This is a genomic window from Sphingobacterium bovisgrunnientis, from assembly GCF_009829085.1.
GTDB lineage: Bacteria > Bacteroidota > Bacteroidia > Sphingobacteriales > Sphingobacteriaceae > Sphingobacterium > Sphingobacterium bovisgrunnientis.
Window position 1 is genome coordinate 53,715 of sequence record NZ_WUQY01000019.1, and the last position, 16,954, is coordinate 70,668.

12 protein-coding genes, 1 tRNA gene and 1 pseudogene are annotated in these 16,954 nt (G+C 35.6%); 8 read left to right on the plus strand and 6 right to left on the minus strand.

Annotated elements, in window-relative coordinates:
* Position 1 precedes the first annotated feature (1 nt).
* Positions 2-3,265 (minus strand): SusC/RagA family TonB-linked outer membrane protein, encoded by a 3,264-nt coding sequence (locus GOQ16_RS10545; RefSeq protein WP_160069244.1) that lies wholly within the window; start codon positions 3,263-3,265, stop codon positions 2-4.
* Positions 3,266-3,398: 133 nt separating this feature from the next.
* Here GOQ16_RS10545 and GOQ16_RS10550 point away from each other — a divergent pair, with 133 nt between their 5' ends.
* The 3 genes from GOQ16_RS10550 to GOQ16_RS10560 all read left to right on the plus strand — a co-directional run bounded on the left by GOQ16_RS10550 (position 3,399) and on the right by GOQ16_RS10560 (position 6,042).
* Positions 3,399-4,112, plus strand: a complete 714-nt coding sequence (locus GOQ16_RS10550) for a FadR/GntR family transcriptional regulator (RefSeq protein ID WP_160069245.1) — start codon at positions 3,399-3,401, stop codon at positions 4,110-4,112.
* 209 nt (positions 4,113-4,321) lie between these two features.
* Positions 4,322-5,359 (plus strand): MBL fold metallo-hydrolase, encoded by a 1,038-nt coding sequence (locus tag GOQ16_RS10555; protein ID WP_240141011.1) that lies wholly within the window; start codon positions 4,322-4,324, stop codon positions 5,357-5,359.
* 95 nt (positions 5,360-5,454) lie between these two features.
* Complete coding sequence (locus tag GOQ16_RS10560) at positions 5,455-6,042, plus strand: YceI family protein (protein WP_160069247.1); 588 nt, start codon at positions 5,455-5,457, stop codon at positions 6,040-6,042.
* Between the two features lie 168 nt (positions 6,043-6,210).
* Here the strand turns inward: GOQ16_RS10560 and GOQ16_RS10565 are convergent.
* A pseudogene (locus tag GOQ16_RS10565) lies at positions 6,211-7,749 on the minus strand (IS1182 family transposase).
* A gap of 199 nt (positions 7,750-7,948) precedes the next feature.
* On the opposite strand from GOQ16_RS10565, the gene GOQ16_RS10570 reads away from it, so the two are divergent.
* A complete protein-coding gene (locus GOQ16_RS10570) occupies positions 7,949-10,093 on the plus strand; it encodes an FUSC family protein (protein WP_160069248.1) in 2,145 nt (714 codons plus the stop codon).
* Positions 10,093-11,067, plus strand: coding sequence for a YpdA family putative bacillithiol disulfide reductase (locus GOQ16_RS10575; protein ID WP_240141012.1), 975 nt, complete (start codon positions 10,093-10,095; stop codon positions 11,065-11,067). The genes GOQ16_RS10570 and GOQ16_RS10575 overlap by 1 nt, the downstream gene beginning before the upstream one ends.
* Here GOQ16_RS10575 and GOQ16_RS10580 read toward each other — a convergent pair.
* Positions 11,064-11,699: a TetR/AcrR family transcriptional regulator gene (locus tag GOQ16_RS10580; protein ID WP_240141013.1), complete on the minus strand. Its 636-nt coding sequence runs from the start codon at positions 11,697-11,699 to the stop codon at positions 11,064-11,066. The genes GOQ16_RS10575 and GOQ16_RS10580 overlap by 4 nt on opposite strands.
* 89 nt (positions 11,700-11,788) lie before the next feature.
* On the opposite strand from GOQ16_RS10580, the gene murB reads away from it, so the two are divergent.
* From murB to GOQ16_RS10595, 3 genes are all read left to right on the plus strand, one after another.
* Positions 11,789-12,799: a UDP-N-acetylmuramate dehydrogenase gene (murB, locus tag GOQ16_RS10585; protein ID WP_160069249.1), complete on the plus strand. Its 1,011-nt coding sequence runs from the start codon at positions 11,789-11,791 to the stop codon at positions 12,797-12,799.
* Between the two features lie 223 nt (positions 12,800-13,022).
* Positions 13,023-13,529, plus strand: a complete 507-nt coding sequence (locus GOQ16_RS10590) for an RNA polymerase sigma factor (RefSeq protein ID WP_149914430.1) — start codon at positions 13,023-13,025, stop codon at positions 13,527-13,529.
* Between the two features lie 21 nt (positions 13,530-13,550).
* Entirely contained in the window at positions 13,551-13,793 is a 243-nt protein-coding gene (locus GOQ16_RS10595; RefSeq protein WP_149914424.1) for a cytochrome b5 domain-containing protein, read from the plus strand.
* Between the two features lie 35 nt (positions 13,794-13,828).
* On the opposite strand, the gene GOQ16_RS10600 is transcribed toward GOQ16_RS10595, so the two are convergent.
* The 3 genes from GOQ16_RS10600 to asnB all read right to left on the minus strand — a co-directional run bounded on the left by GOQ16_RS10600 (position 13,829) and on the right by asnB (position 16,690).
* Positions 13,829-14,743: a PfkB family carbohydrate kinase gene (locus GOQ16_RS10600; protein ID WP_160069250.1), complete on the minus strand. Its 915-nt coding sequence runs from the start codon at positions 14,741-14,743 to the stop codon at positions 13,829-13,831.
* A 59-nt stretch (positions 14,744-14,802) separates the two neighbouring features.
* Positions 14,803-14,876: transfer RNA gene (locus GOQ16_RS10605), tRNA-Asn, on the minus strand.
* 119 nt (positions 14,877-14,995) lie between these two features.
* On the minus strand, positions 14,996-16,690 hold the full coding sequence (asnB, locus tag GOQ16_RS10610; protein WP_160069251.1) for an asparagine synthase B: 1,695 nt from the start codon (positions 16,688-16,690) through the stop codon (positions 14,996-14,998).
* Positions 16,691-16,954: the final 264 nt, after the last annotated feature.

Sequence of the window (16,954 nt, forward strand, 5' to 3'; positions counted from 1 at the left end):
CTTAAAATATTAATTGTACACCTAAAATAACAGTTCGTGGTAATGGATAACCTCCACCTCCTTGACCTACACTTCCACTCTCAGCAGAGAATAAAGTATTCTTTGTCCAATAGTGTAGATTTTGACCTGTCAACGAAACATTTAATGCTTCTAACCTACTTTTTTGTAGCAATGAGCTTGGCAATTTATAGGCTATGGATATTTCTCTAAAAGCTAAATAATCACCTTTGTTGTAGAACATACTGCTTTCACGACTTGTATTATTTTTGAAATTTTGGTCTGCCCAGTAATATGTTGGATATTTAGCATTTGGATTTTCTAATGACCAAGTATCATATACGTAGTTTGTAGTATTAAATGTTCCTTGCATCATTCCTGCAAACCACACCTTTGGTCCGTCATAGGCAACAAATCCTAAAGCATAATCAAATCGTGCACTTAAACTCAAATCTTTCCATCTTGTATTTAAACCAAAACCGCCAGTCCAACGTGGTACAGTTCTGCCCTGGTATACACGATCATTGGAGTTAATTATGCCGTCGCCATTCACATCCTTCCACATAACATCACCTAATGCAATTGGGAAATGTAAATTTTTATCACTATCACTCATCGCAGCATATACATCTGGGTGAACTAATGCTCTTGCACCACCCAAATCTTTTATTTTACTGGCATAATTGTCCAAGTCTGCTTGTGTACGAATTATTCCTTCAGCTTGATAAGCGTATGCTACGTTTGGATCTTGACCTTCTTGATTACCACCTACCCATATCAACTCTTTTGTCGTTGGATCATACACTTGAAAACCGCCTTGACGATTGTTCTCAACACCATTGTATGGAAGCTTCAAAATTTTGTTTGCATTATAAGCTGTATTCCAATTGAATGAAAGATCATAATTTTGCTGACGAAGAATATTATAATTCAAATCAATCTCCACACCTTGATTTTCCATATCGCCATTATTCGTTGTGATACTTGTAAAACCGGCAGATACAGGTAAAACTAATGTTGCAATCTTATCAGAAGTAGTACGATGATAATACGCAAGGGATAAATCTAGTTTATTTAACAAGCGTGCATCAAATCCTACTTCTTTTGTAATCAAACTTTCCCACTTCAAATTTGGAATACTCAAGCTCGTCATTTGATAGCCAATAGTACCATCATAAGCTGATGTGCCGTACGCACCTTGTAAAGTGTAATTACCAATTCCACCAACATTACCATTCGCACCATAACTTGCTTTTAACTTCAATGTATTCAGCACATTATCAGAGCTCATGAATTCTTTTGCAAAATCCTCATTGTGAACATTCCATCCTACAGAGATACCAGGAAAAGTTCCCCATCTGTTGTTTAACAAGGTAGAATAACCATCACGACGTGCTGTCAATGTCAATAAATAACGTTGTGCATAATCATAGTTGATACGACCAAAGAATGAATTGATGCGCTGTCTATTATGATAAGAATCGATTCCACGCATATTAGCATCACTCTTTGTCAACCCCAAATCCATGAAGTCGTCTGTAGGTGCTCCAGATCCAGATGCAGAAAACCCTGTACTATACGCGTCGAAAAATTCCCAACCCAACATAGCAGATACATTATGATTATCAGCTAAAGTTTTATCATATCTTAATACAGCATTGTATGTCTGATTGAAAGATTTATCGTATGATGCCGATGATGAACGTATTCTTACCCAGTTACCAGGACTAGACATATAATCCTTATTAAATCCTTCGTAATTCGTCTGATTGATAAACCAGTTACCACTTGCTCTTAACTTCAAATTGTCCACTAAATTGACTACAAATGCTTGTGACATGGTAAACTTTTGGTTTAGATTGCGACGAATAAATTTATCATCAGTTACTGCAGGATTTCCGTCTTGCCAATCACGTCCCAACAACAATTCTCCATTTGCATTGCGTCCACGCATTGTAGGTGGCGCACCAAGTGCTCTAGTCATATAATTACCTTCGCCATTTGCTTGATCTCTCCATTTGGTATGTGCGAAATTCAGACTTGAATTTGATTCCAACCAGGGTTTAATTTTATAATCACCATTCAAAATATAGGTAAGACGATCATAAAAAGAATTTATAGTAGATCCCTGTTGATAATATTTACCTAAGCTCGAATAATATTTACCCTTATCATTTCCACCTGTGAATGCTAAATTATAATCTTGTGTTACAGGACTTTTTTTCAAGGCATAGTCTGTATAATCAAAATTCGTAAAGATTAATTCACGTCCCGTAACAGGATCTATCATGGTTTGCCAACCTTGCTCTAATAATTCTCGATTTGTATCATCTAAGAACATGGTGCTCCACACAGCTGTATTTACTTTATTACCATCAAGAATATTCCCGTTAGCATCTTTATACAAATTTCCTGTTCCAAATGGCCCAACTGAGGTTAATTGATTCAAAGTGTTAGGTAAATATTGACCAGATATTGCAATACCCTTTCTAGACCAATACAAATATTCTTCTGCACTCAAAAATTCAAAAGGAATATTTAGTTTATCCACTCCCGTTTTTGAGCGTAGGGTAATATTAGATAGGCCCTCCTTTCCACGCTTAGTGGTTATCAAAACAACTCCGTTAGCTGCGCGAGCACCATAAATAGCTGTTGCAGAAGCATCTTTCAACACATCAATAGACTCAATATCATCTTGATTGATATCCTGAAAACCAGAACGAATCAATCCATCAACTATGACTAATGGTGAACCTCCGCCTCCATAGGTCGTACCACCTCGCAATACGATATTCGGAACTGCACCAGGTCGTCCAGATGTCTGTTGTACACGTACACCAGGAATGGTACCAGCTAATGCAGATGCAGGGTTCGAACGTACCCCTGTCTCCAGCACTCTTTTATCTAGCCTTGATACAGAACCTGTTAAATTTGATTTTTTAATAGAACCATACCCCAACACATAAACTTCTTCAATTTCTTCGTCATTAACTGATAAGATTACAGTCAAGAAATTTAAATTTTCTACGGATTGAGTTTTTGAAAAGTAGCCGATTGAGCTGATCTTCAGCACATCACCGACTTTCGCAGTGATAGTGAATTCACCACTGCTTCCTGATTTGGTCGTTACTTTCTGACTTTCATTAACAATTGATACTCCCGTTAATGCCTCCCCAAGTTCAGATTGTACCAAACCTTTTAATTCGGTTTGCCCAAAGGCAAACACCTGCATAAAGCAAAAAGAAAGAAATAATAGAATCTTTCGCATAATTTTTGGTTTTAAAATACAACAATAAAATTATTATGTATTACATAATAAAACAAATGTATAACATAATGCCATTTATCCAAATTTTAAATGTAAAAAATTTATATATTTGTTGTTTATTAAGAGATTCATTATGAGTTATTCCACTTCTGATCATAAGGATGTTCTAAAGAACATAGACACTTCGAGTTTAGTAGATAAAGCTGAGCACGCAATTGTTGAATATATCAAAGGCAATAAGCTGAAAGTAGGTGATATATTACCTAAGGAGTTAGAACTTACTGAAAAGTTTGGGGTAAGTCGTACTGTAGTTCGTGAAGCACTATTGCGCCTTAAAAGTATTGGTCTTATAGAATCCAAAAAGCACAAGGGCGCTGTAATTACCAATCCAGATGTTCTTGGATCTTTCAAAAAAGTTTTTCATCCTTCATTATTAGATAATAGCACGTTGAAAGATCTTTTCGAAATGCGACTTGCGTTAGAAGTTGGTATAGCTGATTTTATCATCAATAAGATTACTGATCAAGACATCATCGAATTAGAATCCCTCACAGAGGAGATTGTGTCTGGTGATACAGCTTTAGCTTGGAATATAGAGGATGAGAAAAAATTTCACGGAAAACTATATGAAATTTCAGGAAATGGAATGTTGTTGGAACTTCAAGAAATGCTGATACCGATTTTTCAATATGTACATCAGTCTGGAATTTTGGATAAGCCTATCATTAAAGGGGAGTTTATTTCCCATAAAGAATTGGTTGAGGTTCTAAAAAAGAGAGATGCAGACGAGTACCGCAAAGCTATACGGATACATTTAAATAATCATTTCGCACGCATTTTAGCATAAATAAGAAACCCGTAGAAATAATATTCTACGGGTTTCTTGCTTTTATAGATATTTCCAACCGACGCCAGCCTTCTTTTTCTCTTAATATGACTTTGGGATTAAATAATTTAATCTATTTTAGATTCGTTATGTTAAGAAAAATAATTAAAACCACTATGTTAGTCTTTATACTTCTCCTTGTTATTACCGTTGTAGGAGGATTTCTATATATGCGGTCAGATCGATTTGGCGTGAATGCGGAAGGTGAACGTTTGGCACGTATGCAAAAAGCTCCAAATTACAAAGATGGCGCTTTCGATAATCTAGAATTCACCCCAGCATTAGCTGAAGGCACCTCGTATTCGGATATGCTTCGCGGTTTCTTTTTTAGTAAAAAAGTTAGAAATACACCTTCTGTTGCACTCCCTGTAATTAAATCTGATCTAAAAAATCTTACATTAGATAGTAATTTATATGTGTGGTTTGGGCATTCATCGTATTTCTTGCAGTTGGATAGCAAGCGAATTTTAGTAGACCCTGTATTTAGTGAATATGCCTCTCCGGTTCGTATTAGTGTGAAAGCGTTCCCTTTGACTTACAATTATTCAGCAGATGATTTTTCAGAAATAGACATCATGGTGATTACGCATGATCACTGGGATCATTTGGATTATAACACGTTCATGAGTTTGAAAGATAAGGTAAAACATATCGTAACTGGTTTGGGGGTTGCAGCACATTTGGAAAAATGGGGCTATCCTGGTTCTCAAATCACCGAACTCTATTGGGGAGAACATGCCAATGTGGATGGATTTGAATTTACTTCTGCTACTGCAAGACATTTCTCCGGACGTACATTTACTCGAAATACGACATTGTGGTCTTCATTTATTTTACAAACTAATTCTAAGAAAATTTACATAGGTGGAGATAGTGGTTATGGGAAACATTTCAAAGATATAGGTGAAAAATATGGACCTTTTGATTTCGCTATTTTGGAAAATGGACAATACAATCAGATGTGGAAATACATTCATATGATGCCTGAAGAAGTTATTCAAGCATCACACGACCTAAAGGCTACCTACGCCATTCCGGTGCATTCTTCCAAATTCCCTTTAGCAAATCACGCTTGGGACGAGCCTTTAATTCGTGTTACTCAGGAAGCCGAAAAACAAAATTTCCCTTTGTTGACACCCAAAATGGGAGAAATCGTATCATTGGACAATTACAAAAAGTTTCCTAAATGGTGGGAAGGCATTGATTAAACTCAAAACTTATCAATGCAATAATTGTATTTCTTAATATAGATTAAGTTTTGAACTCTTTTAAAAGGTCAACTTTGTCAACAAATCAGAAATACATGAAAACACTATTTAACATTTTAGCAGCTTTTGTACTATTTACTAACGTTGCGGTAGCACAAGTAAAATGGTCTGTAGATCCTGCGCACACCAACGCGCGTTTTGAGGTAAAACATTTAGGAATTGCATTTGTAGACGGACAATTCAAAAAATTAGAAGGTAATTTAGAGTCAACTTCTGCTACAGACTTCAACAATTCAAAAATCAATTTCACGATTGATGTGAATAGCATCGATACACGTGTAGAAATGCGTGATGATCACTTGAAATCTGATGATTTCTTCAGTGCAGCGAAATTCCCTACAATGAAATTGGAAAATGCAGTATTAAAAGGCAAAAAGGGAAAATATACGTTGACTGGTGATTTAACAATCCGTGACGTAACGAAAAAAGTAACTTTTAAAGTAGTACAAAACAACGGCATTATTACAGATCCTTGGGGCATGACGAGAGCTGGTTTTACAGCAACTACCTCTATCAATCGTTTCGATTATGGAATTAGTTATGCGGACAAATTACCTACTGGTGTATTTGCAGTTGCTCCTGAAGTAGAAATCACAATCAACGTTGAAGTTGTAAAAAACTAAATATACTAACTAAACAGGGAAAGGGGCTGTATCAAAATAAATGATACAGCCTTCTCTATTTATGATTTTTTTGGATGAAAATAGATTTCATCCAATTTCTTCAAGCTGTAAAATGTACGTTTTGAATATTAGGCAATTTTAGTCTTTAAAAATCAAAAAACAACCTTATTAGGCTGCTTTCTTTCTTAGGTTTTGTGCTATGGCTAATAATCCCCATTCAATTTCGACTTTTTTCTTACCTCGAAGCATAAAGCGGCGGAACCCGTGGTTCTGTTTGATATTTCCAAAAACTGTTTCTACATCCCAACATCGCTTTCTTCTATGCTCTATTCCGGATTCAGAATTTAGTAACGCGTGCGCTTTTTTCTTGTATCTGTTTAGGTCGTGATTTACAGTTATTATTCGGTTCTGAGCGGATTGGTGACAAACTCCTCGCAAAGGACACCCATCACAGTTTTTAGCCTAGTAAAGGCTATACTGCTGTAGATAACCAGATTTTGTTCTGTGGGCGCTATTCCCCATATAATTCATTGCTTGCCCCATAGGACAGATGTATTGGTTCTTCTGTTGATCATAATACAGCATATCTACTGTAAATGGAGTCTTTTTGTTCTCCTTCGCGCCCTGATTTTTGTCAAAGTAGTTGTATTTAACATAGGCTGTAATCTCGTTCTCTTCCATGAGCTCATAGTTTTCATGGGAGCCATATCCAGCATCAGCAGTTACTGTTTTAGGTAGATTTTGATAACTCTTATTGTGCTGCTCAAGATGGGAAGCTAGCGTGAGCGTATCAGTAGGATTGGGATGTATGGTGTAATTAACAATAAACTGATTTGAAGTTGATATTTGAACATTGTAGCCCGCTTTTAGTTGTCCATTTTGCATATGGTCGTCTTTCATTCGCATAAACGTTGCCTCTGGATCAGTTTTACTATAACTATTCCTTTCGCCCAGGATTTCTTCCTGTTTTTCATATTTTTTTATGTTTACAGGATAGTTTTTATTGATATAGCGCAACTTCGCCTTAGACTTTGGACTGATATCTTTGCGACCACTTAAGATATCATTCAACTTCTCTACAGTTGCTTTTACACTTTCACTGTCTATTTTTTCTTTCGTAGGTGGTTCAGGAGGTAGATTATCTTCGTCTTTCGCTACCTGCTGTGCGTATTCCCAAATATCGGCTAACTGTGCACGCATTTTCTCTTTATTGGTCTGAATAGCGCGTTTCCAGACAAAGGTGTACTTATTAGCATTGGCTTCTATTTTAGTACCATCAACGTAAATATTTTCAATACTCAATAATCCTTCTTTTGCTAATAAAGAAACGACTTCCTCAAAGATATTACGAAGTGCATTTTTTAAGCGAACGCCTCGGAAACGGTTGATTGTATTATGGTCAGGACGATTCATGGAACTCAACCACATAAACGGAATATGTTCTTGACACGCTTTGGCGATCTTTCTACTGGAATAGGTATTACATAAGTAGCCATAAACCACAACTTTTAATAACATGGCTGGATGATAACTGGAGGCTCCTTTAACGTTATAAGCATTTAATAGTGGGTCGATATTTATGGAGTCAACGACTTGGTTGACCACTCGTGCAGGATGGTTTTCTGGAATCAACTCCTCGAGTGTTGGAGGAAGCATAATAAGTTGATTCTGATAATATGGTTTAAAAGCAGGCTTTTTACGACTCATTTATCTGATTTTTATATTATAAATATATGAAAATCAGATCATTAATTGAATTTTTAATGAAAAGAAATAAACAAAAAAAGGGGCTGTATCAATGATTTATGATACAGCCCCTTTTTTGCATTAAAAATATTTCCTTCAGCCAAAAGAAAAAGGTAAATTGTACAGCATAATAAAAAAACACATAACACCTCAAAGCCTGATGAAAAAAACACAAGAGTTAAGCAGTTTTTTTTATAGTCAATATTTCGCCGAAGGCATTCGCATCACGCTAGGAACTATCATTCCTGTGATTGTTTGTGCATTTATGGGCGAATTCTTGATGGGTACGTTTATTTCTTTGGGTGCATTAATTGTTGGTTTATCAGACACACCTGGGGCACCGCGACACCGTAAGTGGGGCATGTTTTATTGTACGATTATCGCTATTATAACAATCTTCTCGACCGCTCTCGCAAATGATTACATCTATCTGATGACAGCAGTAATTGCCGTGTTCTCATTTGTTTTATCCATGCTTTCGGTTTTCAACACGAGAGCCGCAACCATTGGTATGATGGGTATATTGATAATGCTTATTAATATCGATGCCCAATTTTCATTTGAAAAAGAATTGACTTATCTGGGGCTTTTTATCATTGGAGCATTATGGTATATGTTAATTAGCTTTTCGCTAATGCGTGTTAAGCCATACAGATTAGCCCAACAAGAATTGTCCGAAACAGTAGTGCAAGTTGCTGATTATTTACGATTGAAAGCTAATTTTTATGATTTAAGAAAAAATGCTGAAGAGAATTATTTAAAACTCATTGAAAAACAAATTGGTGTAAACGAACACCAAGAAAATACACGAGATATCTTATTTCAAAGTAAAAGATCGATTAAGGACACAACAAAGGAAGGTCGCTATTTAACTTTGATATTTAATGAAATGGTCGATCTATTCGAACAAAGCATGACCACTCATTACGATTACAATGAAATCCGCAACAAGTATTCTGAATCGGGCATTCTCACGGAAATAAAAAATATCATAAATAATATCGCACATGAATTAGATAATTTCGCATATAAACTACATGCTGACAAACGTCCTAAATCACGTTATGATTTTGAAAAAGAGATAGAACATTTACGCCTACGTATCGAAGCATACGATGAAGCAAATAATGTGAATTCTATTCCGCTCAAAAAAATTGTAATCAATATCCGTACAATAACAAAACACCTTCAAAATATTTTCAAATACGCAGTTTTTGAATCTGGAGATGTCGCAAAAGAGGAAATTCAACAATCTAATAAATTTGTCAACAGAGATATATTGAATTGGCAAAATTTCAAAGACAACTTGAGTTTGCAATCCAGTGTATGTAGGCATGCGCTACGAATGGCTATTGTATTGGCAGGCACATATTTCCTTTTTAATATTTTTAATTATTCGAGTTTCACTACGTATTGGATTCTATTAACCATACTAGTCATCCTCAAGCCAGGATTTGGACTTACCAAGGAAAGAAATTTACAAAGACTTCTTGGTACTATAATCGGTGGTATAATTGGCGGTATTATTTTGATTACTGTACCGGATGTTACTATTCGTTTCGCTATACTTATTGTATTTTTCCTGATTGCCTACAGTCTTTTCCGTGTGAATTACATTATGGCGGTCATTTTTATGACACCTTATGTTCTTATTATGTTAAGTTTTACGGGAGTGAATACCTTAGAAATGGCAAAAGAAAGAATTATAGACACCTTTATTGGAGGATCTATTGCCTTTATTTCAAGTTATGTTATTTTCCCAAATTGGGAAAGTTTTCAAATTCGAAAAAATATGTACAGCTTACTTGTGGCAAATTACAATTATTTGGCGCAAGCTATTCAACTTTTATCAGACAAAAAAATATCCATTATTGATTATAAACTTGCCCGTAAAGAAGTGTACATCGCATCTGCAAATATGGGTTCAACTTTCCAAAGGCTTCTCACAGAACCCAAATGGCGTCAGAAAAACACAAAGGATGTCAACAGATTCGTGATATTAAATCATATTTTTTCATCCTATACCGCAACATTGTTGATACAAATTTATAATACAGATTACAAGTATTACACAAATGAGCATGTGAAGCTATTACTCAAATCACTAAATCATTTAGAAAATGCAATTGAAGAAATATCTTTACCAGAAGATAAAAAAATCGACTATGTTAAATCAATAGAGAAAAATCATTCGGAGTTTACTAACGAAGACACCATATTAATCACCGAACAATTGCAATTTTTGGCTAAAATTTCTGGAGATTTGCAAAAAAATGTATCTACATTAGCTTCCAAAGAGATTTAATGATGAATAGTACAATTTACGATGTTATTATTATTGGTGCTGGGCCTATTGGAATTACCTGCGGAATCGCTGCAAAAAACAATAATTTATCACATTTAATCATCGAAAAAGGCTGTCTCGTCAATTCTCTATACAATTATCCGATAAATATGACCTTTTTCTCCTCTTCAGAGCGTTTGGAGATTGAAGATATTCCATTTGTCACGACTAATCCTAAACCGAAAAGAGCAGAAGCATTAGAATATTACCGTCGTGTCCACGACAAATATCATTTGAATACACACCTTTTCGAAGAAGTTCTTACTTGTACTAAAGTTGATGGATTATTCGAAATACATACGAGCAAAGGCGCATATCAATCAAAAAATGTAATCCTTGCAACAGGCTTTTACGATATACCGATGTACTTGAATATTCCTGGTGAATATTTACCAAAAGTTTCACATTATTATAATGACCCACACTACTATGCAGGACAGCATCTCGTGGTCGTTGGGGCAAGCAATTCTTCAATTGATGCAGCTCTAGAAACTTATCGAAAAGGTGCAAAAGTCTCATTGGTTATCCGTGGAACAGATATAAGTCACCGTGTTAAATATTGGGTGAGACCAGATATTTTAAACAGAATTGAAGAAGGCGCAATCGATGTTTATTTCCAAAGTCAATTGGCAGAAATACGAGAAAGAGAAGTCGTCATCCGTACATTAAATGGCGATAAAACTATCCCTAATGATTTTGTACTAGCACTTACAGGTTATCGACCTAATTTCGAATTACTCAAAAAATTCAATATCAATATACCTGATGTGGACGCGAGGATTCCAGAGCATAATCCCATGACGATGGAAACGAATATAGAAGGTCTTTATCTAGCCGGTGTAGTTTGTGGTGGATTAAATACACACCTATGGTTTATTGAAAATTCGCGTATACACGCCAAAATGATAGTAAACTCAATATTGGCTAAAGGTTAAGCTTTCAATCCTTGAACAAAAATCGCAGCTAATTTTTTCTGCATTTGTAAGATTTCATCAAACTCACTTTTGTCTGGAATAAAGTCATTTTTGAAGTCCTTTAGCACAGACATTCGCATACCCAAAGTGCTAAAAATAAATATTCTTGCTGTTTCTTCCGCATCAATTGCTTTCAGTTCTTTGGAATCTATTCCACGTTGAAATACCATTTCTATTGCTTTTCGTTGATTTTCAAAAGAGTCAATAATTAATTTGTCGAGTTCTGCAGGTAATTCTTTTCGCATCAAAATTGTGTATTCCATCAAGTAGAAATATTTCTTCTTAAAATCCATATTGATGTCCAATACAGTATTGATGCCTTCCAAGACAGTAGAAGTTGCAGCTATTCTGTCTCCCACAAGCAATTGACAATCTTGCATAACATGCTCAAGAACAGCAGCGTAAAGACTATTTTTGTCAGGAAAATAATAATACAACAATGCCTTCGAAAAAGATAAGTCTTTTGCAATCTCTGCCATCGTCGTCTTCGCCATACCGTAATGCGCAAAACGTCGTTTAGCCGCTTCTAAAATTCTCACTCTTTTCTCGTCTGCATTATTAGCCATATTCCAACAATTTCTTTTGGTATTCATTCGCTTGTGCTATCTTTACGGCGAATTAAATGAACTAAATATACTACTTTAATTCATCATTAGCGAGCAAAAAGTCAAATTCGAGAAGCGTGGAAATTCAGAAACATATTTATTTAAGAGATTACAATACATTTGCCGTGCAAGCTGTAGCATCACAGTTTGTCGATATTAAGGATGAAAGGCAACTTGTTGACTTATATAATTCTGGCGTTTTCAAAAATAGATTTTTTGTGCTAGGTGGTGGAAGTAATGTCTTGTTCACTGCAGATTTTGAAGGCACAATAATTAAAATCTCAAGTAAAGGAATTCAGCATTTTATTGAAGGTTCAAATATCTATATCACTGCAACTGGTGGTGAAGTGTGGAATGATTTGGTTTGGTATGCTGTCGATCATGATTTCCCAGGAATGGAAAATATGGCTTTAATTCCTGGAACTGTCGGCGCCTCTCCTATCCAAAATATTGGAGCCTATGGCGCTGAGCTCATGGACATCATGTATACTTGTCGTGCTTTTGATACGTTGACCGGAGAATTCAAAACTTTTAATAACAAGGAATGTGGCTTTTCTTACCGTGACAGTATTTTCAAAACAAAATACCGCGGTCGCTATATTATTGTTTCGGTAACCTATAAGCTTAATCTACATACCAAAAGAAATACTTCGTATGGAGCGATCGAAACCGAACTTGCTAAACGAGGAATTCAAAACCCAACTATTAAAGATATTGCTGAAGTTGTTTCTCATATTCGTGTCGAAAAATTGCCCGACCCTAGTACGATAGGAAACGCAGGAAGTTTCTTTAAAAACCCCATCATCAGCAATCCCCAATTAGAAGCATTAAAACATTCTCATCCCAACATTGTTAATTATCCAATAGATGAGGAAACAAGTAAAGTCGCAGCGGGCTGGTTAATAGAATATTGCGGATGGAAAGGAAAAGAAATCGGTGAAGTTGCTATTTGGAAAAACCAAGCTTTGGTAATAACGAATAAAGGAAACGCTACAGGAAAAGAAATATTTCAGGTTTCACAACAGATCATTGATAGCGTTTTTGATATATTCGATATAAAACTGGAAAGAGAAGTAAATATCCTCTAAGAAAGTTTTCCACATTTCTTAAAAACTTTTTATTATAGCGTTCCAAAAATCGCTATTTAAGATACCTCTAGGCTATTTTTTAATTTTTTTATTTAATAATAACAAATATTTAATATCTAGCAATAAATTTCTAGCACAGTGTTTGTATAGTTTAAAATGTAACCGTGGTACACGATGTAACATATTGAATACTACTATTTTTTAATTACAAACCTCAAAGGCTATGAAAAGAACAGAGTTTAATACGCTAGTAATCGAACATTCAGATTCATTGAGATCTTATGCAAGAAATTTTACAAGAGATCACGATGATGCTAATGATTTGGTTCAAGATACGTTGCTAAAAGCTGTGACGTATTTCAAAAACTTTAGAGACGGAACTAATCTAAAAGGATGGTTGTACACTATAATGAAGAATACGTTTATCAATAATTATAGACGCATTACCAAATCCAACAGTTTCATTACCAAAGAAGAAGAAATTTCACCAGTAAATTTGGTTCATTCGGCAACTAAAAATCAAGGAGAAAATAAATTTGTATTGGAAGATATAAATTCGGCTCTATCTGCACTTGCTGAAGATTACTACACACCATTTACGATGTATTTTGAAGGATACAAATACCATGAAATTTCCGAGCACTTAAATATTCCTATAGGAACAGTTAAAACTCGTATCCATGTGGCAAGAAAAGCGATGAAAAAAACACTCTCTACATACAAATACTAATTTGTTTGGTAGTTTTGTAGCATGAGTGATCAAGACTTGACCGTATATACAAAATCGCAGCTAGCTTTACGCAATGGACAAGACCGACCTGAAATTTGGGTTGGATTTAAAGGATATATTTACGATGTATCAGAAAGTAGACTTTGGAAAAAGGGAATGCATTATGAACATTGGGCAGGACAAGATCTGACCGAAGAACTGCAAGATGCACCACATACCGAAACAGTTTTTGATAAATTCAAAAAAATAGGGAGAATAGTATAACTATCCTCCCTATTTCATGTATACTGAATAGTAGATTAACCAATATCAAATTTAGATAATGCGACAAATTGTTGTAACCGTGAAGTGATTTCTTCTTGTGATAAATTCTCTAAACGTGCTGTTCCAAATTTCTCTACACAAAAAGATGCCATTGCTGATCCATAAATAATCGCATTTTTCATATTTGTAAAATTGATTGATTTAACTTTCGCTAAATAACCAATAAATCCACCTGCAAAAGTATCGCCTGCACCAGTAGGATCAAATACATCAGCCAAAGGCAATGCTGGAGCCGAGAAAATTTGGCCTTCGCCAAATAATAAAGCACCGTGCTCACCTTTTTTAATGATTAAATATTTTGGACCCATCGCCAAGATTTTTTCTGAGGCTTTCACCAATGAATATTCGCCAGATAATTGACGCGCTTCTTCATCATTTATCGTCAATACATCAACCTTTTTCAAGACTTTTTTCAAATCTTCAAGTGCTACGTCCATCCAAAAATTCATTGTATCAAGTACAACTAACTTTGGCTTATTTTCCAATCGCTCTAACGTATCCAACTGCACTTGTGGTGTCAAATTACCCAACAATAAATACTCGCAATCTTGGTAAGACGTTGGAATTTTAGGATCAAAATCCGCTAAAACATTTAATTCTGTGATTAATGTATCACGTGAATTCATATCATTGTGATATTTACCTGACCAAAAGAAAGATTTACCACCAATTACCACCTCTACACCCTCAACATCAATCCCTTTGGATGTAATGATATCAATATTTTTACCAAAATCATCACCAACAACACTCACCAACTTCACATTGTCATAAAGATAAGATGCCGATAAACCAGCGAAAGTTGCAGCACCACCTATAACCTTATCTGTCTTTCCGAAAGGTGTCTCGATAGCATCGATTGCTACTGTACCTACAATAACTAAACTCATTTAAATTAAGATGAATAGTGTAAACAAAAAAACCGGCAATTAAGCCGGTTTAATTAATGCTCCTGAAGCTGGGCTCGAACCAGCGACCCTCTGATTAACAGTCAGATGCTCTAACCAACTGAGCTATTCAGGAATCATATTAGTAGGTTTCCCTGCCAACGGCACAAAGATAATACATCTATCTAATGATTCAAAAAGAATTTTCAATTTTCTAGTGATCATTATTACAGAACCTACAAATAATGTAATATGTTAATTCACTTCTATTTCTGCTTTAGCTTTGTCATAACTTTCATTATGTACACTTGCCACTGCACGACCAGAAGGATCATTCAAGTTTTGGAATGAAGCATCCCATAATAGCGCTTCAGGAGTACTACAAGCAACAGATTTTACCGAAGGAACAGTTTTAGCGGCTGCTTCAGATGGGAAATGTGATTCAAAAATTGTACGGTAATAATATTCTTCTTTGTTCTTAGGAGTGTTAATTGGGAATCTTGAGGCAGCACCTGCAAATTCAGTATCCGACACTTTATTCTCTGCCTGTTCTTTTAATGTATCAATCCAGCTATAGCCTACTCCATCAGAAAACTGTTCTTTTTGACGCCACGCAATACTTTCTGGCAAATAATCTTCAAAAGCTTTACGTACAACCCATTTTTCCATACGACCGTTACCAATCATTTTGTCAGCAGGATTCAAACGCATTGCAACATCCATAAATTCTTTATCCAAGAATGGAACACGACCTTCAACACCCCAAGCTGCTAATGATTTGTTAGCACGCAAACAATCGTACAAATACAACTTTTTCAGTTTACGAACAGTTTCTTCGTGGAATTCTTGAGGGTTTGGCGCTTTGTGAAAATACAAATATCCACCGAATAACTCATCCGAACCTTCACCTGATAAGACCATTTTGATACCCATTGATTTGATGACACGCGACAACAAATACATAGGTGTAGACGCACGTATAGTCGTCACATCATATGTTTCTAAATGATAGATTACATCACGAATCGCATCTAATCCCTCCTGAATAGTGAAGTTGACCTCATGGTGAATTGTACCAATATGATCTGCCGCTTTCTGCGCTGCAATTAAATCTGGAGCACCTTTAAGACCTACAGCGAATGAATGCAGCTGTGGATACCAAGCCTCTTCTTGATCGCCTGATTCAATACGTTTGGAAGCAAACTTCTTTGTGACAGCAGCTATTACAGAGGAATCCAAGCCACCAGACAACAATACGCCGTAAGGTACATCAGACATCAATTGACGGTGTACAGCGGCCTCTAAAGCATCACGCAATTCATCTATGCTTGTTTCATTATCTTTTACTGAATCGTAAGTTTCCCACTCACGTGAATACCATTTTTGGGGCTCTAAACTTTCTTTGCTGTAAATATAATGTCCCGGAGGGAATTGTTCAATCGTTGTACAAAAACCTTCTAACGATTTCAATTCAGAAGAAACAAAAAACTGTCCTGCATCATCGCGACCATAGTATAATGGAATGATCCCCATATGATCACGTGCTACAAAAAATGAATCTTCTCTTGAATCGTATAATGCAAATCCAAATATACCGTTCAAATCTTCAACGAAACGTGGACCTTTTTCCAAATACAAAGCTAATACAACTTCTGAATCAGATTGTGTCGCAAAATTATAATGTGGTAATGAATTACGTAATTCTTGGTGATTATAGATCTCGCCGTTCACTGCTAGCACTACTTTTCCGTCAGGACTATATAAAGGTTGACTACCAGATTTTGGATCTACAATTGCTAAACGCTCATGCGCCAGAATTGCTTTTGATGAACTAAAAATACCAGACCAGTCTGGTCCACGGTGACGAATACGCTTTGACATTTCTAACACCTGGGGTCTTATCTTAGACTCCTCTTGCACTAATTCAAATGCTCCAATAATACCACACATAATTTATATTTTTTCTTTGAGTTATTTCTTAATATTTAACTACACAAAATAACCGCTTTAAAAACAAAAATCATAACATTTTTGCATTTTTATTGAAATTTTAACATTTAATACATGTTTTTTATGAAATTAAAATAATACTATTGGATTTAGGCTATGAAATATGAAAATTTAAAAATTTAACCTAAATCGGATAGGAGGAACGGGATTAATTCCCGTTCCGACCTTCCACAGCACCGTACGTACCGTTCGGTATACGGCGCT